Raw genomic sequence first — 26095 nt, forward strand, 5'->3', positions numbered from 1 at the left:
TTTATTCGCCGCCCTTGATCGTTCCTGTTACCACATGTTCCACGTCCAGACCTTCGATGGTCAGGACAACCTTGGCCTTGTATTCCTTGCCCGCGGTATCGCCGGCATCACGGATTCCGTTCTCAATCGCCTGCTGCGAGGTCACGCCGACCTGTTTGAGAAACTTGCGCATCGACATGTTGAAATCTTCGTTCATTGTTCTCTTCCTCTTCAAGGTCGTTGACGCAGTGGCTTGAGTTTTCTTAACCTTATGCCATGCGACAGGTGTGTTTATCCTTTTGCGCGGGCCTTGTCGCCCTTGTTATGGGGCTCGGCCCTATGTCGGCCATGGCCGAAGGCGAGGTCAGGCTGAGCGTGCCTCAATCCCTTGTTGACAGCGGTCTGCTCAAATACGTGCTGCCGCGCTTTTCGCTCAAGACGGGCGTGCGGCTGGCCGTGGTCGGAGAAGGCGAGAAGGCTGATCTGATCCTTGCGCCGGATGCAGACGGTCCGCGTGTGTTTACCGGGCCCAAAGCGACATGGCGTTTGGGCGTGGCGAATTCGGACCATGCCGGTGCCCAACGGTTTTCTGACTGGCTGCGGTCTCAGGTGGGACAGCGCACCGTCACCAGTTTCCAGGTGGATGGTGTTGCGCCGTTTTCTTTGCCTGCCGAAGGCGAGGTCGAGGTGGCCGCGATCAGCTTCGACGGAGACGCCATTAAAGGCGAGGATTTGTCGATCACCCATTGCGGGCGGTGTCACGCGGTAAACGAGGCCACGCGGATCAACACAATCGGGTCGACGCCCAGTTTCTTCGCCCTGCGGGCAATGAAAGATTGGGACACGCGGTTTCAATCGTTTTACGTTCTCAATCCGCACCCGGCCTTCACGCAGGTTGACGAGGTGACGCCGCCCTTCCCGACCAACCGGCCCTCGCCGATTGTGCCGGTCGAGATCACCTTGGATGATCTCGAAGCGATCCTGGCCTATGTGCAGATCATCCCGCCAGCCGACCTTGGCGCACCTGTCGAGCATCAATGATCCCTGCGCTTTGAAAAATAGTCATCCGTGGTGCGCACAGCGGGGCGTTCGCCGCCGGCGAATGGGTTATCCTTGGAATGGAACTGCGCTTTCACGCGACAATCGTCGCACATCTGGATCATGCGCGCTGCGGACTCTGAGCCAAACATGGAGTGTTTGCCTGCCAGCTTTTCGGTGATCTTCTCGATGGTTGATTTCACGCCGAAGGGCACGCCGCATTCGACGCATTCAAAGGGTTCTTCCTCATTGAGGACAACCTGCGTGAGGGCGGCATCGGTGAGGTTGAGACGCGGCTCGTAGGTGATGGCCGCCTCTGGGCACACGTTGGAACACAGCCCGCATTGCAGACAGGCGTCTTCCTGAAATCTCAGCTCGGGTTTGTCCGGGTTTTCAACCAGCGCGCCAGAGGGGCACAGCGAGACGCAACTGAGGCAGAGCGTGCAGGCGTCTGTGTCCACCAGAACGGCACCATAGGGCGCATCTTCTGGCAGCGGGAGAACCTTCTGATCACCGTGCAATGCCTTGGCGGCAAGGCGCGCGACCTGACGGCGGCTGCCCATGGGCAGTATGGGGTCCTCGACCGACGCGTGTTTTGCCGGGAAATCGTAGAGCAATTCACACAGCATATCGGGATCGGCCACGTCAAACACGTTAATACGGTCTTCGCCACCGATGGCACGCGCCAGGGGAACTTCGCGATCCAACGCGTCACGTTCTGTCGTGGGCGACAGAAGGAGTGAGACTTCAGCAAAGCCTGAGGCCAGAGCCGCTAGCATTTCGGCATGGCCAAATCCGCTGAGTGCGGTGACGTCGAGCGGGATCACATCAGCGGGCAGGCCCTTGCCATAACGCGCAGCCATGGCAATCATCTGACGGCCGTGATCCTGATCATGCACGAGAAGGCGGGTGCTTCTCCGCCTGTGGACAGGAACGTACTGGCCAGTGTTTGAATACGGCGGAACATGGTGCCTGGGCTGGGCGTGTCATAGGTGATTGCGCCGGACGGGCAGAGAGCCGCACACGCTCCACATCCAGCACAGATCATCGGGTCGATGGCGACATGGTTTCCGTCGGGTGTGATGGCTCCGGTGGGGCAAACATTCAGACAGTTGCTGCATCCAATCTTTTCGGCACGGGAATGGGCGCAGATGAGGGGTTCGAGCGCGACGTAAAGTGGCTTTTCGAAGGTGCCAACCAGCTGTGACGCTTCCAAAACAGCGTCGGCGACGGCCGTCAGGCTACCAGGATCGGCGCGCAGATATCCTTCGCGTTTTTGTGGAGCAGGGAACAACGGTGTGTTGCCTGAAAGGTCCAAGAGGATGTCACATTCGCTGCGCGCGCCGTCTTTGGGCTCGGTCCATGTGAGTGCACCACGACCTGCGGGGTTGACCTGTTGCAGGGCATCGATACGCAACTCAAAGGCGCCTAAAGCACCATGTGCCGTTTTGAGCTGTCCTTTGATGACGTCAAAGCCGCGGTCATCGCTCGGGCCAGCATCGTCTGTCAAAAGCACCGTGACGCTGAGGGCATTTTGCAGCTTCCGAGCGGCTTCAAGTGCGACACCGGACGCTCCGATGATCAGGCACATGCCTTCTGAGACAACATCAACAGATTTCTCGGACGGAACGGAAAGGGCGGCTTCGGCCAAAAGCGCGGCCATTTTGGGCAGTTTGCTGCGCGGGTCATCGGACCAGCCCGCACGATCCCGGAGGTCGGTGAGCGGGGGGCATCAACCTCAACCTCGGCGGCAAGCTCTTCAAAAAGGCGTTGTTCCTGTTGGCAGCATAGAATTGCATCGCCGGTTGCAATGGCTTTGGCGGCCTCTTCCATTTGGGTGGTGCAAAGGCCAGAAAACGTGCGGCTGCAGCTCAGGCCTGTCGCCTCTGACAGGGCGTCACTGTCAATGTCTTGTGTTCCGGAACAATTACATAAAATCAGTCTTTTAGACATGTTTGACTGGCGCTCCCCCGCCGGTGGTTTGCCGCGATGATTGTGTGCGCATTCCACGCCGTTCGACGCCGTTGAAGGAGACCATATTGAGCCTGATCTCTGGCATGGAAACGCGTTTCGAGCTTTTTACCGGGCGTGTGATTCTTTGTCGCATCACCGTCATCTTTCAAGGTCTGCTGAACAACCCCAGCGGAATTCGGACATTCTGTCCATCAGCGGAGGGGGTAGGGCCCCTGACTACCCAAATTGTCCAATCGATTGAAATGTCCACCATTGCGTGCAGTTTTTTCTTTGAGGTGCTTCGGTTTTCTCACAAGCTGAAAGTACGGGAGGACTTCACATCACATGATCCACAATCCGGACATGTACGCGACCATGCCGCTGGGTGTCGTTATGAGACGCACGCCCGGTGTGACGCGTTGGGCGGCCTGGGCATGGAAAGCCGTGGCAGTTTTGCCCGGAGCCGGTTCAGCGTCTTGGAAAGTGCTGCGCACGGAAGACAACGCGACCGAGTACCATGCCGCTACACTGACTTTGGAATTGCATGGCGCCGAAACCGAAGCTTACCTGCATGGTCTTTCGACACGAGAACCTTCCGTCTACGTGATCTTTCGGGAAAGCTCAGACCATGATTGTCCGCTGGAGGCTGTTCTGGTCACAGCCTCGCCTTATGAAGCGCAGGACTATGCCGATAACGGCGAGGACATTGTTGAGAAGGTTCCTATGCCCGAAGGTTTGGTGGCGTGGGTTCGCGATTTTGCGATGACCTACCACAAAGAAGAAGAATTCAAGAAACGCCGTCGTGATAAGCTGAAGGTCGATCGCAAGGAAGACGGGATCGGCGATCCGCGTATCAAGCAAGCCGCCGATATCTATCGGTCTCCCGGGCTTATCCGGAAGGAGCGGTTGCAATGAACACGCGCTCTGATTTCTGGTCGCGCCGTAAGGCAAAGGTGACCGAGGAGGCTTTGGCTGAAGCCGAAGAGATTGAAGCGACGAAGCTGGCAGAAGAACACGCCGTTCTTGAGGAAAAGACAGACGATGAGGTGCTGGAAGAGCTCGGCTTGCCAGACCCCGATACGATGCGCAAAGGCGATGATTTCAGCGCTTTTATGTCCAAGGCGGTGCCAGACCGCATTCGCCGCCGTGCCCTACGCAAGCTGTGGCTGTCTAACCCGGCGCTGGCCAATTTGGATGGTCTGCTCGATTATGGTGAGGACTTCACCGACAAGGCCAAGGTGATCGAAAATCTGCAAACCGCCTATCAGGTGGGTAAAGGGATGCTCGCGCATGTCGAAGAGCTGGCGCGTCAGGCAGAGGCAAAAGAGCATGACGCGGAAGAACCTGACGCTGTGGTAGCTGATGGCGAAACGTCAGAGGACGAAGAGCCCGTCGGAGACGCAGAGCCGGTTGCGGCCACTGAAATCCCTGAACAAGCCCCCGTGCCTCAGACAATTGAAGAAAAAGAACCAGACGAGATGGCCTATGCGCCAGCGCCGCGTCGCCGGATGCATTTCTCGTTTGAGGATCACGCCGGAGGCGCCACATGACGAAGCAAGAGGCACTGATGGAGACACCCGAGCCTAATCACGCGATCGCCGAAGAGGACCGCCTGCGTGCTGACCTCTACGATTTTCTTGCAGTCCTTCTGGCGGCACCGCCATCAGATGCGTTGTTGGCTAAGACCGCGAGCTTGTCCGGGGATGCGGAAACCGACCTTGGCACAGCTGTGGCGGCGCTGTCTCGGATTGCCAAGCACTCCAAAAGCACAGCCGTCGAGCGCGAGTTCAACGCGCTATTCATTGGTCTGGGGCGTGGGGAACTTCTGCCCTATGCGAGCTACTATCTCACGGGGTTCCTTAACGAGAAGCCTCTGGCGGCTCTGCGTCGTGACATGGCCGCACGGGGGATGACCCGGGCGCCCAACGTGTATGAACCGGAAGACAACATCGCCTCCATGATGGAAATGATGGCGAGCCTCATCACCGGACGGTTTGGAAAGCCTGCGTCTGTTGCTGAGCAAAAGACGTTTTTCAACAAGCATATCGGCCCCTGGGCCGGTCACTTTTTTACGGATTTGGAAGCCGCGAAGAACTCGGTTCTTTATGCCTCTGTCGGCGCTGTCGGGCGGGTGTTCATGGAGATTGAGACGGAAGGTTTCCGGATGAGCGCGGAGTGATCCGCATTAACCGGCAGGGCAACCTGTCATCAACGAGAGGAGGACTCTCATGACGAAGAAGGCCGAGGATGGCAGCAGCCGCCGCGATTTTCTGAAAATGGCCGCCGCAGGCGCGCCCGCAGTCGCGGTCGCAACAGCCGCGTCCACGGGCACGGCAGAAGCTGCCGAGCCTGACCTGTCATCGGACAAGATGCAGGACACCGCGCACACGCGCGCATACCTCGATTCCGCCCGGTTCTAAACCGGACGAAGTCACCCGACCCGCCGGCAATTGGTAGCGATAGGCCCGACCGTCCGGAGGATAAACTTAGTACCCACGCCCCAAACGAGAGGGGCACAGGGAGGAGAGAAACATGCTTAGGAAAAAGACCAACGGGGTTGCGAGACGCCCCCAGCGGACAAGTATCCTGTCTGAGGTTGCCGGGAAATCCGTCGACCGCCGCGCGTTCCTGCGTGGTTCAGGCCTGGCCATTGGTGGTCTGGCCGCGATTGGCGCAACGGGGGGCACTGTCACCCAGGCCAACGCACAATCTGCTGCCACTGCGGCGGTAGAAACAGTTAAATCAGTTTGCACGCACTGCTCGGTTGGCTGCACGGTTGTGGCCGAAGTGAGCGATGGTGTCTGGGTCGGGCAAGAGCCTGGCTGGGACAGCCCGTTCAACCTTGGCGCACACTGCGCGAAGGGTGCAGCGGTTCGTGAACATGCCCATGGCGAGCGCCGCCTCAAGTACCCGATGAAGAAAGAGGGTGGTGAGTGGAAGCGCATCAGCTGGGAACAGGCGATCGACGAGATCGGCGACGGCATGATGAACATCAAGGAAGAGAGTGGCGCGGACAGTGTCTACTGGCTCGGTTCCGCGAAGCACAACAATGAACAGGCCTACCTGTTCCGCAAGTTTGCAGCCTATTTCGGCACAAACAACGTGGATCACCAGGCCCGGATTTGTCACTCGACCACTGTTGCCGGTGTTGCGAACACATGGGGCTACGGCGCCATGACCAACAGCTACAACGACATCCACAACAGCCGTGCGATCTTTATCATCGGTGGGAACCCTGCCGAGGCGCATCCTGTTTCGCTTTTGCACGTTCTGCGTGCCAAAGAGCAAAACAATGCGCCTTTGATCGTGTGTGACCCGCGCTACACGCGGACTGCGGCGCATGCGGACGAATATGTGCGCTTCCGTCCTGGCACAGACGTGGCTCTGATCTGGGGCATCCTTTGGCACATTTTCGAGAATGGCTGGGAAGATCAGGAGTTCATCCGCACCCGCGTGTGGGGTATGGACCAGATCAAGGACGAAGTGGCCAAGTGGACGCCCGAAGAGGTCGAGCGTGTCACTGGCACACCCGGTTCGCAGCTTGAGCGCGTTGCGCGCACCATGGCCAACAACCGTCCTGGCACTGTGATCTGGTGCATGGGTGGCACGCAGCACACCAACGGCAACAACAACACACGTGCATACTGTGTGCTTCAGCTTGCGCTGGGCAACATGGGCACATCGGGAGGTGGCACCAACATCTTCCGTGGCCACGACAACGTTCAGGGTGCAACTGACCTTGGCGTTCTCAGCCATACGCTTCCAGGCTACTACGGCCTGTCGGCAGGGGCCTGGGGTCACTGGGCGCGTGTTTGGGGTGAAGATCCCGAATGGCTTGCCAGCAACTTTGGATCCATCAAGGACAAGGAAGGCAATGACAAGTCGTTGCAGAACCTGAAAGGTATTCCTGTCAGCCGCTGGATTGACGGTGTTCTGGAAGATGAAGCCAACATGGACCAACCGAACAAAGTTCGGGCCATGGTGCTTTGGGGCCATGCGCCCAACTCTCAGACCCGGATGGTTGAGATGAAGACGGCAATGGAAAAGCTCGATATGCTTGTCGTGATCGATCCATTCCCAACTGTCTCGGCTGTGCTGCATGACAGGACGGATGGGTGCTATCTGCTTCCTGCAACGACACAGTATGAGACCCGTGGCTCCGTGACCGCGTCTAACCGATCGCTGCAGTGGCGTGACAAGGTGATTGATCCGCTCTTCGAAGCGAAGACAGATCATGAGATCATCGGTCTTTTCTCCAAGAAGTTCGGGTTCCATGACCGCATCTTCCGCAACATTGCCCTTGAGGATGACGGGATTACCCCGGATGTCGAGGACACTCTGCGCGAGATCAACCGTGGTATGTGGACTATCGGCTACACTGGCCAGTCTCCGGAGCGTCTGAAGATGCACATGGAGAACCAGCACACGTTTGATCGCACAACGCTTCAGGCGGTGGGTGGTCCGGCGGATGGCGACTATTACGGTCTGCCATGGCCAAGCTGGGGCACGCCTGAGATGAACCATCCGGGTACGCCGAACCTTTACGATATGTCCAAACCAGTGGCCAAAGGTGGTCTGACCTTCCGTGCACGTTTCGGCGTGGAACGCGATGGCGACAACCTTCTGGCAGAAGGTGTGGCCTCCGTGGGATCGGAAATTCAGGATGGTTATCCTGAGTTCACCATGCAGATGCTGATGGACTTGGGCTGGGATGGCGATCTCACCGACGACGAACGCGCAGCGATCGACGCGGTGGCCGGACCGGACACCAACTGGAAAACCGACCTATCGGGCGGTATTCAGCGGGTGGCCATCGAGCACGGCTGTGCGCCATTTGGCAATGCCAAGGCCCGCGCGGTTGTGTGGACATTCCCCGATCCGGTGCCATTGCACCGCGAGCCGCTCTATACGAACCGGCGCGATCTGGTCGCGGATTATCCGACCTACGAAGACCGGCACGACTACCGGTTGCCAACGCTTTATGCGTCGATCCAGAAAAACGACTTCTCGAAGGATTATCCAATCATCCTGACGTCGGGCCGTCTGGTCGAGTATGAAGGCGGCGGGGATGAGACCCGGTCGAACCCGTGGCTGGCCGAGCTGCAACAGGACATGTTTGTCGAAGTGAACCCGCGTGATGCCAATAACCTTGGTGTGCGGGACGGCGAGCAGGTCTGGGTCGAAGGACCAGAAGGCGGCAAAGTCAAAGTCATGGCTATGGTGACCAACAGAGTGGGCGAAGGCGTGGCCTTCATGCCGTTCCACTTCGGTGGTCATTTCCAAGGTGAGGACCAAAGGAGCAAGTATCCTGAAGGTGCCGATCCTTATGTCTTGGGTGAATCTACAAACACCGCCCAGACATATGGCTATGACTCTGTGACCCAAATGCAGGAGACGAAGGCGACTCTCTGCAAAATCACTGCAGCATAAGGAGAATAGGATATGGCTAGAGCTAAATTCCTGTGTGACGCCGAACGCTGCATCGAGTGCAACGCCTGCGTGACCGCATGTAAGAACGAGCATGAGGTGCCTTGGGGCATCAACCGCCGTCGGGTTGTGACCATCGAAGATGGCAACCCCGGTGAACGCTCGATCTCGGTGGCCTGCATGCATTGTTCCGATGCGCCGTGTATGGCTGTGTGCCCGGTAGACTGTTTCTACCAGAATGAGGAAGGGGTGGTTCTTCACTCCAAAGACCTCTGCATTGGTTGCGGATATTGCTTCTACGCGTGCCCCTTCGGCGCGCCGCAATTCCCGCAGGCGGGCAACTTTGGGTCCCGTGGCAAGATGGACAAATGTACCTTCTGCGCTGGCGGACCCGAAGAGAACCACAGCCAGGCTGAGTTCAACAAGTATGGGCGTAATCGGATTGCAGAGGGCAAACTGCCGATCTGCGCCGAGATGTGCTCGACCAAGGCCCTGCTGGCCGGGGATGGCGATGTGGTCGCGAATATTTATCGCGAGCGTGTCGTTGCCCGTGGCTTCGGCTCAGGCGCTTGGGGTTGGGGTTCAGCCTACGGCAACACGGACGGCTGATAACTTGGTTCAGGGTGCGTGGTCTCACGCACCCGACACAAGCCTTGGGGGAGGGCGGCTTTTGGCCGCCCCTCTTTGAAAGACGGCGCGTCAGACGTTGTCACAAGAATGACAGGGATCCTTACCATGGCACGCATTCTGCTCACACTTATCCTTTCTTTGGGCCTAGCTGGACCCCTCGCTGCACCGGTTGCGGCGCAGGAGGCATCGCAGGCTGCAGAACCGGATCGCTCCGCCACTGGCGGAGCGCAGACTCTTGAAGACATCATGGCGCGACAGCGCGGTGAGAAGGTTGAAAATTTCCAGCGTGAAGAAGACCCCGATAGTGCTGCGGCGATGGCCGGGCAGCTTGGGGGTCTTGGTGGCGCATCAGATTCCGACGTTTGGAGCGCGTTGCGCTACGGCACCGCGGATGTGACTGTTACATCTGGTGGTCCGGAAGCTCGCGTTCTCATCCAGGACGGTGGCATGAAATGGTTGCAGTTCCGCGAGGGGCCGTTGACCACTTATGGCAATTGGCTCTTGGTCGGTACGATCTTTGTCCTCGCCCTGTTCTACTTGGTGCGCGGCAAGATTATGATCGATGGAGAAAAGACCGGGCGTACAGTGACGCGTTTCAAATCTATCGAACGGTTTGCGCATTGGCTGATGGCTGGATCGTTTATTGTTCTCGGTATCACCGGCTTGCTGGTGCTCACGGGCCGAACGATCATCATTCCTGTGTTTGGGCATGAGGCGTTTTCAACGATCGCGATCGGGTCGAAGTGGATTCACAACAACATTAGTTGGGCCTTCATGCTTGGGCTGATCATGTGTTTTGTGTTCTGGGTCGTGCACAACATCCCCAACAAGACCGACCTCAAATGGCTCAAAGTGGGCGGTGGGTTGTTCAGCGAAGGTGTGCACCCGCCAGCCAAGAAGTTCAACGCCGGGCAGAAGTTCATCTTCTGGTCTGTGATCCTGTTGGGTGGCTCTATTTCCGCCTCGGGCCTGTCTCTGCTCTTCCCGTTTGAGCTTCCGATGTTTGCCAAAACCTTTGTGATCCTGAACCAGACGGGCCTGCCGGAACTTCTGGGCTTTGGTGTCCTGCCCGAGCAGCTTGCGCCGCACGAAGAGATGCAATTCGCACAGCTTTGGCACGCCATCGTCAGCTTTGCTTTGATGGCGATCATCATTGGCCATATCTACATCGGCTCGGTCGGTATGGAAGGCGCCTATGACGCCATGGGGTCAGGCGAAGTGGACGAGCAATGGGCAAAAGAACACCATGGACTGTGGCTGGAAGAGGTGAAGTCGAAAGAAGGCGCAGCTTCTGGAAGCAAGGCCGCAACACCTGCTGAGTAAATGCGCGCTCTGGCCGCGATGTTGATAACGTTCCTGGCGGCGGGCCCACTCGCCGCGCAGGATTTTACCACCCTGAAAGGTCATGGTGGTCCGGTCATGGGATTGGCTGTGCATCCCGAGACAGGGCAGGTGGCGACTTCCAGTTTTGACAATTCGGTAGGGCTGTGGTCGGAACGCACGCCGCGATGGCTAGAGGGGCATGAGGCGGCCGTGGTGGTTGTCCAGTTCATTGATGAGACCAGGGCCATTTCTGGCGGGGATGACTTCGATATCATCCTGTGGTCGCTTGAGGATGGCACACAGCGCCGGTTTGAGGGGCACAAAGGCAAGGTCGCAGCACTCGATGTATCGCCCGACAAAACGCAGATCGTTTCAGCCAGTTGGGATGGCAGCGTTGGCGTCTGGCCACTGGACGGAAGCGAGCCGCGTTTCCTGACCGGTCATCAATCCGGCGTCAGCGATGTGGTGTTCTCTGTCGATGGACAGCGGATTTACACGTCTTCCGCCGATGGAACGATCCGGGTTTGGCGCTTGAGCGAACCTGACGGCGTTCCACGGATTATTGTCAACCAAGGGTTTGGGGTAAACAAACTGATCCTTGCTCCCGACGAAAGCTGGTTGGCCTATGGGGCGGTGGACGGCGTCACGCGTATCGTAGACCCCGAAAACGGTGAAACGTTGCGGGACTTCTCGCTTGACCGGCGTCCAATCCTGTCCATGGCGTATCATGAGGACACCCAGGCGCTCGCAGCTGGTGACGGGCTGGGGTATATCATGATGATTGACACATCGACGTGGGAAATCTCGCGTGACTTTCGCGCGATGCGCAATGGGCCGGTCTGGGCGCTGGATTTCTCACCTGACGGCACGCTGATCTATGCCGGGGGGATCGAGGACGTGGCCTTTGCATGGCCGGTGGCGTTTCTGGATGAATTCGACCCGGCAGGTGGCGAGGTGCGCAGCTTTCTCAAAGACCCAGAAGAGATGTCCAACGGAGAGCGGCAATTCATGCGCAAATGTTCGATCTGTCATGCTTTGACCCCGCCGCCATCACGCAAGGCGGGTCCAACACTTTTCGAGGTTTTTGGACGCCGTGCGGGCACGGTCGAGGGCTATCCCTATTCCGACACTTTAGACGGCTCAGACATCATTTGGTCGGATGAAACAATAGATGCCCTGTTCGACATCGGTCCGGATCACTATATTCCAGGATCAAAGATGCCAATGCAGCGGATAACGGGAGAGCAAGACCGCAAGGATCTTGTTGCGTTTCTGAAGGCCGCATCCAATGGTGCCGGATCAGAAGAAGATAAGAGGGAGAACTGATATGAAAGCCATGTATGCGGCCTTTCTGGCGACTGCGGTGATCGCTGTTGGCGCGTGGTATACGCTCGGAGAAATTGGGTTTTCTGCCAGCGACCGAAGCACGGGCAACGCCGTGCGCCTGGATGACGGGTAAACATGAACAAACCTGCGGCGCAGTCGGCCACCGTGTCAGCGGTACGACCGGATAAGGAATACGGAGAGAGTCTGCAATTTGCATCGGTGCTTGTCATTGATGACGAACCGGGTATGCGGAACTTTTTGACGAAAATCCTGGAACCGCGGGTGAAACGGATCGAGCAGGCCCGTTCAACGGAACAGGCGTCTGCCATTCTGGATCAGTCGCATTTCGATCTGGTGATCCTTGACAATATCATGCCCAAAAAGACCGGTTTGGAGTGGCTGGAAGAACAGCGGCAAGTGGGGCTTTTTGCCGATGCGATCATGATCACGGCTTATGCCGATCTGGATACCGCCATTCAGGCACTGCGCACGGGTGTGGCGGATTTTGTGCTCAAGCCGTTTCGGGCCAATCAAATCCTAAATGCCGTGGCGCGTGCCCTGGATCGCAAATTCCTGCGGCGCGAGAATTTCCTGCTCAAACATGAACTCACTGGCGGCAGTACACGTGGACCTGGGCGTCTACTGGGATATTCCCCCGCCATTCAGGCGGTACGAGACACGTTGGGCAAAGTGGCCCCAACACCGACGCCGGTGCTTTTCACCGGGGCAAGTGGTACAGGCAAGGAGGTTGCTGCGCGCACTTTGCATGGTTTGTCGGATCGTGCGGATAAACCCTTTGTCGCGGTGAACTGTGCTGCGATTTCTCCTGATCACATCGCTGAAGAGCTGTTTGGTGTCATCGAAGGGCAGGCGCATCGTAAGGACGGGCTATTTCTGCATGCAGATGGTGGCACGCTCTTTCTGGACGAAGTGGCGCTATTGCCAGATCAAGTGCAGGCAGCTTTGCTGCGTGTGCTGGAAGATCACCGCATCCGCCCTTTGGGGGCCGAGCGCGAAATACCTTTGAACCTGCGGTTTTTCTTTGCGACCAACGCCGATCTTAAAGACGAGGTCGCCGAAGGGCGTTTTCGTGCGGATCTTTACCACCGGATTAATGTCGTTCAGGTGCAGATGCCCAATCTCTGCGACCGCCAGGAAGATATTGTCGAGCTTGCCTCTTTGTTCATGAGTGAATCCTCGGAAACTCTGGGGCTGCCCGCGCTTGATCTTAACGAAGAAGTGTTGCTCAAGCTGAGCCGCTATAATTGGCCGGGCAACGTGCGGGAACTTCGCAATCTGATTGAAAGATCGGTGATTTTGGGGGCGTTCCCCGAAGAGTTTGATGGTCGCGGTGCAGTTACCGGGGCACAGGCCATTGAGACGCTTGAGTTGGTCGAGCAACGCCACATCCTGAATGTTCTGGACGCTTGTGGCGGCAACCGGGCGGAGGCCGCGCGGCGGCTGGGTGTCTCACGCAAAACGATTGACCGCAAATGCGCGGCCTGGGTTGGCTAGGCTAGGCGGCCTCTTGGTCGTCCTGCGCCTCGGGCAGCCAGACAGAAAATTCCGCACCACCTTCGGCTTTGTTGCGCACTGAAATAAGCCCATCGGCTTGAGCAATGAGCGTTTGACTGACGGAAAGGCCTAGTCCGGTGCCTTCGCCAAGCTTGGTTGTATAAAACGGATCAAATACTGTGTTGATCCGCCCGGTATCCACGCCCGGCCCTGTGTCGGACACCACAAGCGCCGTGCCGATCCGCCCGTCTCGCATGGATTTGCCAACGGTCAGAGTAAGCTTGCCTTTGTTGTCCATGGCTTGCACCGCATTGACCACAAGGTTGATGATCACTTGCTGCAATTCGCCTGTATTGATGCTGACGAGCGGCGCATCAGAGCGCTCGATCTCAACCTTTATGTCACCTTTACTCAGAACATAGTCCACAAGCACCAGGCAATCGTCCAGAACGCAGGCCACATCCACCTGTTCGGCGAACACGCCGTAGTCGCCGGGTCGAGCAAATTGCAAAAGCTTTCCGACAATGGCGTTGATTCGGGAAATCTGCTGGTCAATGAGCGCAAGTTCCGTCGCAACGGGGTCGGCTGCATCTGCCAGAGTTTCACGGATCACATCCACATTGCCCTGGATCACGGCAACCGGATTGTTGATCTCATGCGCAACGCCAGCGGTGATTTCACCGATGGAGGCGAGCTTTTCGCTCATCACCAGCTGCTGATATGTCGCTTCCAGCTTTTCGTTGGTCTCGCGCAGTTCCTTGGTGCGATCTTCAACGCGCGTGTTCAGTTCATCCGCCCAAGACCGGAGCGCCTGGTCACGTTCCTGAACCTGATCAAGCAACTCATCGAGATGCGCGGCGACCTCACCGATCTCGTCCTTGGCCGAGACCGCACCGATACGGGCATCCAATTGCCCGTCTTCGACGCGCTTCATGGTTTGCGTCATTCGCTCCAATGGCGAGAAAATACCACCTGCGAGTCGCAGAAACAGCGGGATTGTGAGGGCAAGCACCGCAGCGAAAGCGGCAAAGATCAGAACGTAAGCTCCGCGCTTGGCTGCGATGAACGGGGCTTCAAGATACCCGACATAGAGCATGCCCACTCGATGGCCCATGCTATCGATCAAGGGCAGATAGCCGGAGATATACCAATCGTTTACGACAAACGCGCGATTGAGCCAGGTCTGCCCCTCATCCAAGACGGCATGCCGCACGACCGCGGACACGCGTGTGCCAAGCGCGCGTTCTCCCTCAAAAAGCCGCACATTGGTCGACACGCGCACGTCCTCAAGAAAGAGCGTCGCTGTGCCTTGGCGATCGCCGCTTTCGGTGCCTTCTGAGTGGTAGACAAGAGCGTTGATCGTGTCGATGAAATCAAGGTTGCGATTGAGAAGGATACCTCCGACCAAAACACCAATACGACCCGGGACAGAAACACCCGTCGCGGTGTGAACCACCATGCCGCGATCCTCAATGTTACGGTCGGTGGGCACGGCGGCTTCGGTTTCGATCAAAGGAAGGCGCGCCCGCAGGGCAAGATCCTCATCAACCGCCACAAGGTCTCCCCCGGAAAAAATATCGATCTCTGTTGCCCCCGGTCCATTGATTGCCGCACCGATCACCGGCCACTTGGTTCCAGCGTGCTGTGCCGCGCCGCGTGGCAGGTAGTAAAGAAAGTCCAGACCAAGCTCTGCACGCTTGTTTTCCAGAAAGGCTTCGAATTTTGCGCGTGACAGGCCTGCGGCGTCCTTGAAGGTTGTCGAAGACGCCAGCCCCTCGACCCCGTCTCCGGTCGTGGTCATGATTTGGGCCAGATATTGCTCGGCGATGCGCAGATCGCTTTCGACATTGGCAATCAAAAGATTGTCGTAATTGGCGGCCCAACGGCTGACTGCGAGCCAAAGCAGCAATGGCATAAGCACCACCAATGGCAACAGAGCCAGGATCAAAAGTCTAAGACGAACCGACGTCATGCGTGTCCCAATCGTCGCGGTTTCCAAAAATTCTAGGTGAAACCGCCTCCTGCGTCCATTCCGATGGGTTTGGTTTTGTTTTTGGTACGCCACTGGGGTAATCAGCAAAAAACGGCACATGTAACGAGGGCGATAAAATGGCCGAACTATTGACGATTGAAAACCTTGGCAACCTGCTGATGCTGTGTTTCCTGCAGGCGGTTCTAGGGTTCGACAACCTTCTCTATATCTCGATTGAATCGCAGCGCGCACCCGTCGCACACCAAAAGGCGGTGCGATTCTGGGGTATCATCATCGCGGTGGCGTTGCGGGTTATCCTGCTGTTCACAATGATTCAGTTGATCGACGCGATGGCAGAGCCGTTTTACGTCTTCAACTCTCCCGGGTTAATCGAAGGCGGGGTCAATTTTGCCACCTGTGTGTTTATCCTGGGTGGCATATTTATCATCTACACAGCGGTGAAAGAGATCAGTCACATGCTCACGATTGAGCATCTTGATACCGATGTTGAGGGCAAATCCGGCAAGTCTGCTGTTAAGGTGGTGATGCTTATCGTTCTGATGAACCTTATCTTTTCCTTTGACTCCGTGTTGTCAGCTCTGGCGATCACGGACGTTTTCCCGATCCTGGCGACCGCGATCATCTTGTCCGGTATCGCGATGCTTGTACTTGCCGATGGTGTGACAAGATTTCTTGAGAAAAACCGAATGTACGAGGTTTTGGGTCTCTTTATACTCCTCATCGTCGGTGTGGTCTTGCTGGGCGAGGCGGGTCAGGCGGCGGCGCATGCGATGCATGATGATAGTCTGGCGCTCAAGGTTTTCGGGTATGAGGTCATTCCGATGTCCAAGACCACCTTCTACTTCTCTGTTCTGGTACTGGTGGCTGTGGAGATCATTCAATCGGGCTATACGCGCAAGCTCAACGCTGAGCGGCGAACGCATTCCAAACTGCACTAGAGATTGGTCAAAGAAACTTGTGGGCGCTCTGGTTGCGTCGGTGCCCACAAACTTCCCCCTAGCAAGGGGGGCGGGCATGACCTAAGTTTCATGGGGTGGACACAAATTTGAGGGGCATATGACTGGGAGCGGCCTGCAACGACTGGCGTTTTTTCTGCTTGTCATATTGATCCTCTACGTCTCGATAGCCGGAGGCGTGTAATGGCTCAGCGATTTGGCGGAAAACATAGCCCCGATGGTAAGCCGTCTGATGGGATCCCCGAACGTGGGGCGTACCAAGGTGCGCGTCGGACACAGGCGGGTGGGCGTGTTAATGTTCTTTTCCTTGCACCTCTGCCACTGATCTGGGCGGCTTTTACGTCAGGGCCGACCGGTCTGGCGCTTTATCTTGCGGCCCTAGGCCTTTTGCTTTTGGCAGCTTGGCTGACGCGCGAAGGGATTGTCGCGCAGGAATCCTATGAGGCGCGCAAAGTCGCTCGGGCGCCTGGGTTCCCACGCAAAATGGCAGGCTCTGCTCTCACGGGGTTGGGTCTGGCAGTGGCAGGTTGTGCCAGCGCCGGAGGCCTCGTGGTCCCGGTCATTTATGCGGCCTTGGGGTGCGTCTTGCACTTTTTCGCCTTTGGTCCTGATCCAATGCGGGACAAAGGAATGGAAGGAATAGACAAGGCTCAAACAGATCGCGTGGCACGCGTTGTGGACAAGGCCGAAAGCTATCTCAGTGGTATGACGGATGCGATCAAACGAGCTGGAGATCGTCAGGCCGAGGCAAGGCTTGAACGGTTTCAGGTGAGTGTCCGTGACATGTTGCGCACGGTTGAGGATGACCCGCGGGACCTAACTGCGGCGCGAAAGTACCTTGGTGTGTATTTAATGGGTGCGCGGGATGCGACCGTGAAGTTTGCAGATATCTATAGCCGGTCACGTGATGCCGGCGCGCGGTCGGACTACATGATGCTGCTCACCGATCTGGAAGAGAATTTTACGGCCAAGACGCGCAAGCTTTTGACCGACAACAACAGTGATCTGGAAATCGAAATCAGCGTTCTGCGTGACCGACTGGCGCGCGAAGGCATTCGTTTGGACGACACGCAATAGCCCGAAGAGGGGGTACTATGTCAGAAACTATTCGCAAAAAAGCCGAGGCTGCATTGGCCGAAGTGGAAGAGATCAGCCGGGTGATCTTGCCTGAGCCGAAAGAGGCGGGTGCCATCGTACCGCTTGCGCAGGCGGATCCTGCCGAGGGCGCTGAAATCCGCAAGCGGATGGATGAGATCGACATGGGGGATACCAATTCGATCGTGTCTTTCGGATCTGCGGCGCAGGCCGAGCTGCAGGAAATCTCTCAATCTATGCTGCAGGGCGTGCGGAACAAGGACGTTGGTCCGGCGGGCAGTTCGCTGCGCAATATCGTGACGACAATCCGGGGGTTTTCGGTCTCCGAGCTGGATGTGCGGCGGGAGCGGACTTGGTGGGAAAAGCTCTTGGGTCGCGCGGCACCATTTGCCAAGTTCACGGCAAAATTCGAAACGGTGCAGGGTCAAATCGACAAGATTACGGATGATCTTTTGGCGCATGAGCATACGCTTTTGAAGGATATCAAGTCGCTCGATCTGCTCTATGAGAAAACCCTGCAGTTCTACGATGAGCTGGCGCTCTACATCGCGGCGGGCGAGGAAAAGCTGAAAGAGTTGGACGAGACTGCCATTCCGGCCAAAGAGGCCGAAGTGCAGGCCGCGCCAGAAGATCAGCAGGTGATGCAGGCGCAAGAGTTACGCGATCTGCGCGCTGCGCGAGATGATCTTGAGCGCCGGGTGCATGACCTGAAACTGACGCGACAGGTGACGATGCAATCGCTGCCCTCGATCCGGTTGGTGCAGGAAAATGACAAGTCGCTGGTGACCAAGATCAACTCGACGCTTGTGAACACCGTGCCGCTTTGGGAAACCCAATTGGCACAGGCGGTCACGATCCAACGCTCTGCGGAAGCCGCAGCAGCGGTCAGGGATGCCAACGACCTAACCAATGAGCTATTGACGTCCAACGCCGAGAACCTGCGTGATGCCAACAAGATGATCCGCGAAGAAATGGAGCGCGGCGTGTTTGACATCGAAGCGGTGAAACAGGCCAATGCCGATCTCATTGGCACCATCGAAGAGAGCCTTCAGATCGCCGATGAGGGCAAGGCTCGTCGCGCAGCGGCGGAGGAAGAACTCAAAAAGATGGAAGCCGAGCTGCGCGATACGCTTGCAGCGGCCAAGTCACGGCGCGACGGTGTGGGCGACAATGCCGGTACGGCTGTGCCGGGCTAATCAACGGAGCCACTTAGCTTGCATAATGTTCATCGTGCTTGGCGAACGGTCATAGGTCTGGCGGGAACTGTGGTTCTCGCCGGATGTCTGGCGTCGACGGCGCTCGACCCATCGGCAAAACCACAGGCGCGACCTGCGGATTTGTTGGATGGGGATGATATTCAGCCGTCGGCAACCAGCGAAGCGCTGACGTTATACTATGCCAGACTGCAAAACGATCTGCAGGCGCAGGATTTGATGCGCACAGGGGGAGGGGGCATCGACACCCCCTATCGCGACACAGACCTCAAGCGCAATTTCGAGCGGATCGCGTTTTACAACGAATACCAGAACAATGGCGGCCTTAGCCCGGCGGATGACGTGCCGGGCCGGTTGCGAAAATGGCGCGCGCCGGTGCGCATCGGCGTCGAATTCGGGGCGCGCGTGCCCAAGGACATCCAGGCACAGGACTTGTCCAACATTCGCTCCTATGCGGGCCGGCTTTCCCGGATCACGGGTCATCCGATTTCGGTGAACAACAACAATGCAAATTTCACAGTGATGATCATGAGTGCCGATGATGCCGAAGAGGCCAGTGCGCGTACGCGGGAGATTCTACCGAGTTTTCAACGCGGCAGCGTAGGTTTCTACAACCGCCTGCCGCGTTCCATCCGATGCTTCGTCATCGCGGCGGGTATGGAGAATGACTACGAGTATCGTGTGGCGCTGGCCTATATCCGCTCGGAAAACACGGCACTTCAACGGCTTGCCTGCATTCACGAGGAACTGGCGCAGGGCCTAGGTCTTGCCAATGACAGTCCTCGTGCAAGACCATCTATTTTCAACGATGACGAGGAATTCGCGCTTTTGACCAGCCATGACGAGGAATTGCTGCGCACACTTTATAGCCCTGCGCTCAAACCTGGCATGGCTTTGGAAGAGGCGCGGCCGATCTTTTCTCGTATCTTTGCCAATCGCAGCGGTCCCAGCTGACGACAAAAGGAGACCAGACAATGGGTATTCTAGATTTTCTCACAGGCGAATTCATCGACGTCATCCACTGGACGGATGACACGCGCGACACCATGGTCTGGCGGTTTGAGCGCGAGGATCATGAGATCAAGTATGGCGCCAAGCTGACCGTGCGCGAAGGGCAAGCGGCGGTGTTTGTGCATGAGGGGCAGTTGGCGGATGTGTTCACGCCGGGTCTTTATATGCTTGAGACCAACAACATGCCGATCCTGACCACGATTAACAGCTGGGATCACGGATTCAGAAGCCCGTTCAAATCCGAGGTCTATTTCGTCAACACCACGCGGTTTAATGACCTGAAATGGGGCACGAAAAACCCTATTATGCTGCGTGATCCAGAGTTTGGCCCAACGCGTCTACGTGCGTTTGGCACCTATTCGGTGCGCGTCATTGACCCAGCAAAGTTCCTGATTGAGATCGTCGGCACCGATGGTGAATTTACCATGGACGAGATCAGCTATCAGATCCGCAACATCATTGTGCAGGCCTTTTCTCGCATAATCGCGGCGTCGGGCGTTCCGGTTCTCGACATGGCGGCCAATACAGCCGAGTTGGGCAAGCTTGTGGCCGAAGAAATTTCGGCCGTTGTCGCCGAATACGGACTGACAATCCCGGAATTCTATATCGAAAACATCTCATTGCCGCCTGCCGTTGAAGAAGCGCTCGACAAACGCACGTCTATGGGTGTTGCGGGTGATTTGCGCCGGTTCCGGGACTACTCCACCGCAGAGGCCATGACCGCTGCGGCCCGCAATCCGGATGGGGGTGGCGGCATGGGAGCTGGTCTTGGGATGGGTATGGGGATGGCCATGGCCACGCAGATGGCCGGACATCAAACGCCGCCTCCGCCTCCGGTTGAGCATGTGTGGCACATTGCCGAGAACGGCAAGACGCATGGGCCTTATTCCAAGGCTGACCTGGGCCGTTTGGCTGGCGAAGGCAAGCTGACGCGTGAAACTTACGTTTGGACGGCCGGTCAGGACGGCTGGCTTGTGGCGGATGAGGTGCAGGAACTGGCCCAACTCTTTACCATGATGCCCCCACCACCGCCCAAAGCTTAACGACCTTTCGGCCAGAAAGCCGCTGCCACACCACTTGGGAATTGCATCTTTGAGCCAGATACATGCCAGATGATCGCGCGCCAGTCGAAGAACACCGCTTTCCCTGCGACAATTGCGGTGCCGATTTTCGCTATGCCCCGCGCGAAGAGCAACTGATCTGTGATCATTGCGGCAACACCGAGGATGTCACGCAGTCCAGCCCTTGGGCATCTTCGGTCCGAGAATTAGATTTTCAAGCGGCTTTGGATGGACAACTGGCCGAAGCCGAGATCGAAGAAACCCGGGTGGTGCAGTGCCCCAACTGCGCCGCGCAGGTGGAGTTCGACGAGACGCTACATGCCGCAGAATGTCCGTTTTGTGCAACGCCTGTAGTCACGGATACAGGCATTCACCGGCATATCAAGCCAAGAGGGCTTTTGCCCTTCAGTGTTGAAGAACCGGCCGCGCGGGGGGCGATGTCGGACTGGCTTGGCAGCCTGTGGTTCGCGCCCAATGGACTGCAGGACTATGCCCGCAAGGGCCGCAAGATGCAGGGCATTTATGTGCCCTTTTGGACCTATGATGCAGATACCAAGTCGCATTATCGTGGCGAGCGGGGTACGGTTTACTACGAAAACAAAACCGTCATGCGCGATGGCAAACGCAAGAATGTACGCGTGGCCAAAGTGCGTTGGAGGCCAGTGTCCGGACGCGTGGCGCGGTTTTTTGACGATGTTTTGGTGTTGGCGTCGCGCACTTTGCCCAAGCGCTATACTGATGCGCTGGAACCATGGGATCTGAGCGATCTGCGCCCTTATTCGCCTGAATATTTGGCCGGGTTTCGGGCCGAAGGCTATCAGGTGGAATTGCCCGATGGGTTCTCTGAGGCACGGCAGATTATGGACAATGTTATTGCTCGCGATGTGCGCTTTGATATCGGAGGGGACCGGCAGCGTATTCACTCGATCAGCACGGATATTAAGGATGTGACGTTCAAACATGTGCTACTGCCGGTGTGGCTGGCGGCGTATAAATATCGCGGTAAGACCTATCGTTTTGTGGTCAATGGGCGAAATGGCAAGGTGCAGGGTGAGCGGCCTTATTCCGCGATCAAGATCGCTATAGCTGTTGTGCTGGGTGCTATTTTGGCTGCAGGGGTTGGATATGTGGTCGCTATGAACCAATGAGGGCCAAATGACATCTGATGCAGAAGCGTTGCGACGTGTGATGCAGGCACGCTATTCGTGTCGCGCATTTAAGCTGGACCCGGTGCCGCGAGATGTGATTGAGGAGATGCTCAATACAGCCCGGCACACAGCCAGTTGGAACAATGTGCAGCCCTGGCAGGTGGTCATTGCCTCGGGGGCGGAAACAGAAGCTTTTCGCCAAGCGCTGTTGAAGGAAGTGCAGGAAGGAAAACCCGGGCCTGACCTGCCTTGGCCGGAGGCGTATCCTGATGAATTGGGTGATCGACGGCGGACCTGTGGCTATGCGCTTTACAATGCGGTTGGGATCGCGCGGGAAGATCGCGCCGCGCGGGCACGCCAATCAATGCGAAACTTTGAGCTCTTTGATGCACCACATGTGGCCATTCTTCATACGCCACGCGTTCTTGGGGCCTATGGAGCGCTGGATGCAGGAGGGTTTCTGACGGCGTTCATGGCGGCGGCCACGGCACAAGGGGTCGGGACCATCGCACAGGCGGCTGTTGCAGCCTATCCCAATATGATCCGGCGTCACTTTTGCCTGCCTGAGGAGCGGATGATCCTCTGTGCGATTTCCTTTGGTTACGCAGATACGGAGCATCCTGTTAATAACTATCGGACAGAGCGCGAAGCGTTTGAAGACATCGTGAGTTTTCGCGGTTGAAGCCTGTTTCAGGTCATGGTTGATTGGCTACATCGGGGACGCACAATCTGGAGAGACCGATGACCCAAGGAATTAATCACCTGGGGCTGGCTGTGCGTGACCTTGATGCCAGCGTTGCCTTTTTCACCGATGTTTTGGGATGGAGCGAAAGCGGTAGAGACGACAGCTATCCGCGCAGTGCGGTGAGTGATGGCACAAGCCGTTTGACGCTTTGGCAGGTGGCGCAGGATCCACCACCGCGCGCATTTGACCGGCGGCAAAACATCGGACTTCATCATCTCGCTTTGGAAGTGGCAACGCGTGCCGAGTTGGATGAAATGCATGCCCGGATCAGGGCCTATCCCGGTGCTACGGTTGAATTTGCACCTGAACCCATGGGGCAGGGCCCGCGCCATCATATGATGTTTGCGGAACCAGGTGGCATCAGGTTGGAGCTGGTCTGGCCCGGGGAATGATCCCCGGGTGTTGGCACTAGTCTGCCCATTCCCAAGGGCGAGTGAACTGCCCCAAGGTTTGAGACAGGGCGGCCTCATCCACATCACCTGATTTTGTGACCTTGGCGATCAGGCCGCGCTTTTTGTCGTCAATAACTTCGGAAACTTGCGCGGAAATGCCGGCTTTGTCCAACTCGGCGTTATAGATACGCGTGATGGCGCGCTTGCGCAGATCAGGCTTGAATACCTTGCCCACGGCCGTCTTGGGCAGCTCAGGCAGCACTTCGATATGCTTGGGGATCGCAGCACGCTCATGCACGTGCTTTTTGCAATGCTCTAGCAAGGTCTCGCCGTCCACGTCGCCCCCGTCGACCAACTCCACATAGGCGCAGGGGATTTCACCCGCATGGGCATCGGGCTGACCGATGGCTCCGGCCATGGCGACAGCACCATGCGCCATAAGCGCCTCTTCGATCTCAGCCGGGTCAATGTTGTGTCCGCCGCGAATGATCAGGTCCTTGGCACGGCCTGTGATCCAGAGATATCCATCCTCATCAATCCGGCCCAGATCCCCTGTGCGTAGATATTCGTTGTAGTGGTAGAGGTCGGCGTTTTTCGCCGCTTCGGTGTAGGTATTGCCGGAAAAGACGCCAGGGTTTGAAATACAGATTTCACCGATCTGGTCCGGCTCACATTCCATGGGGCCGTTGTCGGTGGCGGTAATGATCTTCACATCCGTATGCGGAAACGGCACGCCGACGGAGCCGACTTTCTTTTCGCCCGTGGGTGGATTGCAGGAGACAAGGCAGGTGGCCTCGGTCAGGCCATAACCTTCAATGACGGCCATACCTGTGGCGGATTCAAAGCGTTTGAATAACTCCATTGGCATGGGCGCCGATCCGGAAAACGCGTTTTTCACGGTCGAGACATCGGCATCCACCTTGCGCTGCATAAGCGCGGCAACTGCTGTGGGCACGGTGATGATGAACGTGGTTTTCCAGCGCTCGCAAAGCTTCCAGAAATTGTCGAAAACCCCATCACCGCGATAGCCTGCGGGCGTAGGGAAGACCACATGTGCACCGGATTTGATCATCGCCATGAGGATCACGTGGCAGGCAAAGACATGGAACAGCGGCAATGGACACATCACACTGTCGTTTTCGGTAAAGAGCAAGCGGTGCCCCAGCCAGCCATTATAAACCATGCCGGAATAGCGATGCTGTGCGACCTTGGGCATGCCAGTGGTCCCACCGGTATGAAAATAAGCCGCGACGCGATCCTCTGTGCCGTCTTCAAAGCTGAGCGATTTGGGCTGCTTCGCCATCTCGGCGTTGAAATTCTTGAGGTCTGCGTGATGGTTGGCCGGATTCTTGGGACGGATCAGCGGCACGATCCAGCTTTTGGGAGGGGTCAGGTAGCGGTTCATGTCCACTTCGAGCACGGTATGCACGTTCGGTGCATGGCGCACGGCCTCGGCGGTTTTCTGGGCGATGTCCGTTTTGGGAAAGGCACGCAGGGTGACAACGACCTTGGCATTGGTTTCACGCAGGATCGCGCCGATTTGTTCCGGTTCCAAAAGCGGATTCACAGGATTGGCAATGCCTGCAACCATGGCGCCAATCGTGGCAATCGCGGTTTCAAGCGTATTGGGCATAACCAGCGCAACAACATCGTTTTCGCCAATCTTCAGGCTGCGAAAGAGGTTTGCCGCTTGGGTGATCTGGTCATGGAACTGTTGCCAGGTGAGTGTCTCGGCTTTGTCATTTGGGCCCGACATGATCTGATAGCTGATCGCCGGACGGTTGGGGAAGGACGATGTTGTCTGTGACAGCATCTGGTAGACAGTTTTGGGAACGTCGCGCTCTTCCCAAGGCATTTCATTTTGAATGTCCAGAACATCCTGGCGCGTGGCAAATGTCATTTATTTCGTCCTCCCAAACGGCAGTGGCTTCTGTCACTGCTTGTCTCCCATCGCGTTAACATGATCAGGTTTGCGCGTTGGCGCAAGTTTGACGCTGCGTTTTGACGCAATCCGCTCTGACTTTGTTCGTCACGGTGCGGTCAAAACTTGCTTCGAAACGTGATGCAAGTGGCGCGCATAGCTTTCCTGTGACCATCCGCAGTCTTGGGTCAGGCGCTCCCAGGTTGGAATGGAGAGCAATGTCCAAAGCAGGTCTGTGGCCTCTTTGGGCGTCAATCCGTTGGCCAAAACCCCATCACGTTCCAGCGCGTCAATGGCCGCCGCGCAGCCTTCTCGCATGTCGCCCATGCGCTGTGCCCAGGCTTTGGCAGCATCCTCATCCGTTTCCTTCATCACCATCAAAGTTTTTGCGACAGCAAATATCTTGGGGATGTAGCCCCCCCAGGCCCTGACAAAGGCGTCCAGCCGGTCAAGGCCCGTTTCGGCGGCCCTGCTTTCGGCAAGCATGTCATCCACACCAAACTGTTCGTCCTGATATCGCGTGGTGGCGATGAAAAGCTCGGTTCTGTTGGGAAAGTGCAGATAAAGCGCCTGCCGACTGACCCCTGCTTTTTTCGCAATGTCTGACATACGCGCGGCCACGCCGGGGTTTGAATCAAGCAAATTCCACGCAGCTTTGAGGATGCGAATGCGGGTTGGATTCTTTTCTATTGACACTGTGTAAAGCTCCTCCTATTTACACAGTGTCAATTTACACAGTGTCAAGTCAACATCTAACATAAGGAGTAAGCAAAATGACCCGTAAAATCTTCATCTGGGTGGCCAATCCAAAACCCGGTTCGCTCTGCGCCGGCTTGGCCGATGCGTATCAATCCGGAGCAGCGGCAAAGGGGGCGAGATCCGGCGGATGGATCTGGCGGATATGCAGTTCGATCCGCATTTTGAGGGGTATGGTCCGGAGGCCCCGGCGCTGGAACCTGATCTTGTCACATGGCAGGAAAACGTGGCTTGGGCGGATCATGTTCTGATCGTACATCCCTATTGGTGGGGGGCGATGCCAACCACGGCCAAGGCGGTTCTGGATCGTGGGCTTACGTCCGGGTTTGCGTACAAATACCATCGCCGTGGCATGAAATGGGACAAGCTTTTGTCAGGTCGCACAGCGGATGCGTTCATCACGTCGGACACGCCGCCTTTGCTTGATACGGTTCTCTATCGCAGCCCGGGCCGCCGCGTCTTGCGCAATCAGGTCTTCAAGTTCTGCGGCATCAAGCCCCGGAAAATCCTGCAATTCGGGTCGGTCAAACTGGCCGCGCCTGAGAAAATCAACAGCTGGCTCAACCGCGCCGAAACCCTTGGCCGCAGTGCGGCTTGACCCAGTGTTTCAGG

The 26095-nt window shown here is 57.0% G+C and carries 24 protein-coding genes and 1 pseudogene; 20 read left to right on the plus strand and 5 right to left on the minus strand.

All coding sequences use genetic code 11. From position 1 onward, the window contains the following. Position 1: 1 nt before the first annotated feature. Positions 2–196: a DUF6494 family protein gene (locus RZS32_RS11565; RefSeq protein WP_317057135.1), complete on the minus strand. Its 195-nt coding sequence runs from the start codon at positions 194–196 to the stop codon at positions 2–4. Between the two features lie 122 nt (positions 197–318). Here RZS32_RS11565 and RZS32_RS11570 point away from each other — a divergent pair, with 122 nt between their 5' ends. Further along, a complete protein-coding gene (locus RZS32_RS11570) occupies positions 319–1020 on the plus strand; it encodes a hypothetical protein (protein ID WP_339106632.1) in 702 nt (233 codons plus the stop codon). On the opposite strand, the pseudogene RZS32_RS11575 reads toward RZS32_RS11570, so the two are convergent. Then, positions 1014–2970 (minus strand): annotated as a pseudogene (locus RZS32_RS11575) (4Fe-4S binding protein). The gene RZS32_RS11570 and the pseudogene RZS32_RS11575 sit on opposite strands and share 7 nt — an antisense overlap. A 345-nt stretch (positions 2971–3315) precedes the next feature. Here RZS32_RS11575 and RZS32_RS11580 point away from each other — a divergent pair. The 10 genes from RZS32_RS11580 to RZS32_RS11625 all read left to right on the plus strand — a co-directional run bounded on the left by RZS32_RS11580 (position 3316) and on the right by RZS32_RS11625 (position 13191). Further along, positions 3316–3885: a DUF3305 domain-containing protein gene (locus tag RZS32_RS11580; protein ID WP_317057137.1), complete on the plus strand. Its 570-nt coding sequence runs from the start codon at positions 3316–3318 to the stop codon at positions 3883–3885. Further along, positions 3882–4520: a DUF3306 domain-containing protein gene (locus tag RZS32_RS11585; protein ID WP_317057138.1), complete on the plus strand. Its 639-nt coding sequence runs from the start codon at positions 3882–3884 to the stop codon at positions 4518–4520. Before RZS32_RS11580 ends, RZS32_RS11585 begins: the two co-directional genes overlap by 4 nt. Continuing rightward, entirely contained in the window at positions 4517–5149 is a 633-nt protein-coding gene (locus tag RZS32_RS11590; RefSeq protein ID WP_317057139.1) for a TorD/DmsD family molecular chaperone, read from the plus strand. Before RZS32_RS11585 ends, RZS32_RS11590 begins: the two co-directional genes overlap by 4 nt. A 49-nt stretch (positions 5150–5198) precedes the next feature. Beyond that, the gene (locus RZS32_RS11595) at positions 5199–5390 is read left to right on the plus strand and encodes a ubiquinol-cytochrome c reductase iron-sulfur subunit N-terminal domain-containing protein (RefSeq protein ID WP_317057140.1); all 192 of its coding nucleotides are present in this window, start codon (positions 5199–5201) and stop codon (positions 5388–5390) included. A gap of 112 nt (positions 5391–5502) precedes the next feature. After that, positions 5503–8400 (plus strand): formate dehydrogenase subunit alpha, encoded by a 2898-nt coding sequence (locus RZS32_RS11600; RefSeq protein ID WP_317057141.1) that lies wholly within the window; start codon positions 5503–5505, stop codon positions 8398–8400. A gap of 12 nt (positions 8401–8412) precedes the next feature. After that, the gene (gene fdh3B / locus RZS32_RS11605; RefSeq protein ID WP_317057142.1) at positions 8413–9006 is read left to right on the plus strand and encodes a formate dehydrogenase FDH3 subunit beta; all 594 of its coding nucleotides are present in this window, start codon (positions 8413–8415) and stop codon (positions 9004–9006) included. Positions 9007–9132: 126 nt separating this feature from the next. Beyond that, on the plus strand, positions 9133–10350 hold the full coding sequence (locus RZS32_RS11610; protein ID WP_317057143.1) for a formate dehydrogenase subunit gamma: 1218 nt from the start codon (positions 9133–9135) through the stop codon (positions 10348–10350). After that, positions 10351–11676, plus strand: coding sequence for a c-type cytochrome (locus tag RZS32_RS11615; RefSeq protein ID WP_317057144.1), 1326 nt, complete (start codon positions 10351–10353; stop codon positions 11674–11676). A 1-nt stretch (position 11677) separates the two neighbouring features. Further along, positions 11678–11809 carry a hypothetical protein gene (locus RZS32_RS11620; protein WP_317057145.1) on the plus strand — a complete coding sequence of 44 codons (132 nt, stop codon included), beginning with the start codon at positions 11678–11680 and terminating at the stop codon, positions 11807–11809. Positions 11810–11811: 2 nt separating this feature from the next. Next, a complete protein-coding gene (locus tag RZS32_RS11625) occupies positions 11812–13191 on the plus strand; it encodes a sigma-54-dependent transcriptional regulator (protein WP_317057146.1) in 1380 nt (459 codons plus the stop codon). Position 13192: 1 nt separating this feature from the next. On the opposite strand, the gene RZS32_RS11630 is transcribed toward RZS32_RS11625, so the two are convergent. Next, entirely contained in the window at positions 13193–15163 is a 1971-nt protein-coding gene (locus RZS32_RS11630; protein ID WP_317057147.1) for a sensor histidine kinase, read from the minus strand. Between the two features lie 137 nt (positions 15164–15300). Between RZS32_RS11630 and RZS32_RS11635 the strand changes: the two genes are divergently transcribed. From RZS32_RS11635 to RZS32_RS11670, 8 genes are all read left to right on the plus strand, one after another. Beyond that, a complete protein-coding gene (locus RZS32_RS11635) occupies positions 15301–16122 on the plus strand; it encodes a TerC family protein (RefSeq protein ID WP_317057148.1) in 822 nt (273 codons plus the stop codon). A gap of 201 nt (positions 16123–16323) precedes the next feature. Beyond that, positions 16324–17217 carry a 5-bromo-4-chloroindolyl phosphate hydrolysis family protein gene (locus RZS32_RS11640; RefSeq protein ID WP_317057149.1) on the plus strand — a complete coding sequence of 298 codons (894 nt, stop codon included), beginning with the start codon at positions 16324–16326 and terminating at the stop codon, positions 17215–17217. 17 nt (positions 17218–17234) lie between these two features. Then, positions 17235–18431, plus strand: coding sequence for a toxic anion resistance protein (locus RZS32_RS11645; protein ID WP_317057150.1), 1197 nt, complete (start codon positions 17235–17237; stop codon positions 18429–18431). 18 nt (positions 18432–18449) lie between these two features. After that, positions 18450–19403, plus strand: coding sequence for a DUF2927 domain-containing protein (locus RZS32_RS11650; RefSeq protein ID WP_317057151.1), 954 nt, complete (start codon positions 18450–18452; stop codon positions 19401–19403). Positions 19404–19423: 20 nt separating this feature from the next. Further along, positions 19424–20503: an SPFH domain-containing protein gene (locus RZS32_RS11655; protein WP_317057152.1), complete on the plus strand. Its 1080-nt coding sequence runs from the start codon at positions 19424–19426 to the stop codon at positions 20501–20503. 62 nt (positions 20504–20565) lie between these two features. Then, a complete protein-coding gene (locus tag RZS32_RS11660) occupies positions 20566–21669 on the plus strand; it encodes a TFIIB-type zinc finger domain-containing protein (protein WP_317057153.1) in 1104 nt (367 codons plus the stop codon). Positions 21670–21676: 7 nt separating this feature from the next. After that, complete coding sequence (locus RZS32_RS11665) at positions 21677–22351, plus strand: nitroreductase (protein WP_339106633.1); 675 nt, start codon at positions 21677–21679, stop codon at positions 22349–22351. A gap of 59 nt (positions 22352–22410) precedes the next feature. After that, entirely contained in the window at positions 22411–22806 is a 396-nt protein-coding gene (locus tag RZS32_RS11670; protein ID WP_317057155.1) for a VOC family protein, read from the plus strand. 16 nt (positions 22807–22822) lie between these two features. Here the strand turns inward: RZS32_RS11670 and RZS32_RS11675 are convergent, their stop codons facing one another. Continuing rightward, positions 22823–24706 carry an acyl-CoA synthetase gene (locus RZS32_RS11675; protein WP_317057156.1) on the minus strand — a complete coding sequence of 628 codons (1884 nt, stop codon included), beginning with the start codon at positions 24704–24706 and terminating at the stop codon, positions 22823–22825. 129 nt (positions 24707–24835) lie between these two features. After that, positions 24836–25423, minus strand: a complete 588-nt coding sequence (locus tag RZS32_RS11680) for a TetR/AcrR family transcriptional regulator (protein ID WP_317057157.1) — start codon at positions 25421–25423, stop codon at positions 24836–24838. A gap of 97 nt (positions 25424–25520) precedes the next feature. On the opposite strand from RZS32_RS11680, the gene RZS32_RS11685 reads away from it, so the two are divergent. Beyond that, a complete protein-coding gene (locus RZS32_RS11685; protein ID WP_317057900.1) occupies positions 25521–26081 on the plus strand; it encodes an NAD(P)H-dependent oxidoreductase in 561 nt (186 codons plus the stop codon). The last annotated feature ends 14 nt before the right edge of the window (positions 26082–26095 follow it).

Origin of the sequence: Roseovarius sp. W115 (genome assembly GCF_032842945.2) — a bacterium.
Classification (GTDB): domain Bacteria; phylum Pseudomonadota; class Alphaproteobacteria; order Rhodobacterales; family Rhodobacteraceae; genus Roseovarius; species Roseovarius rhodophyticola.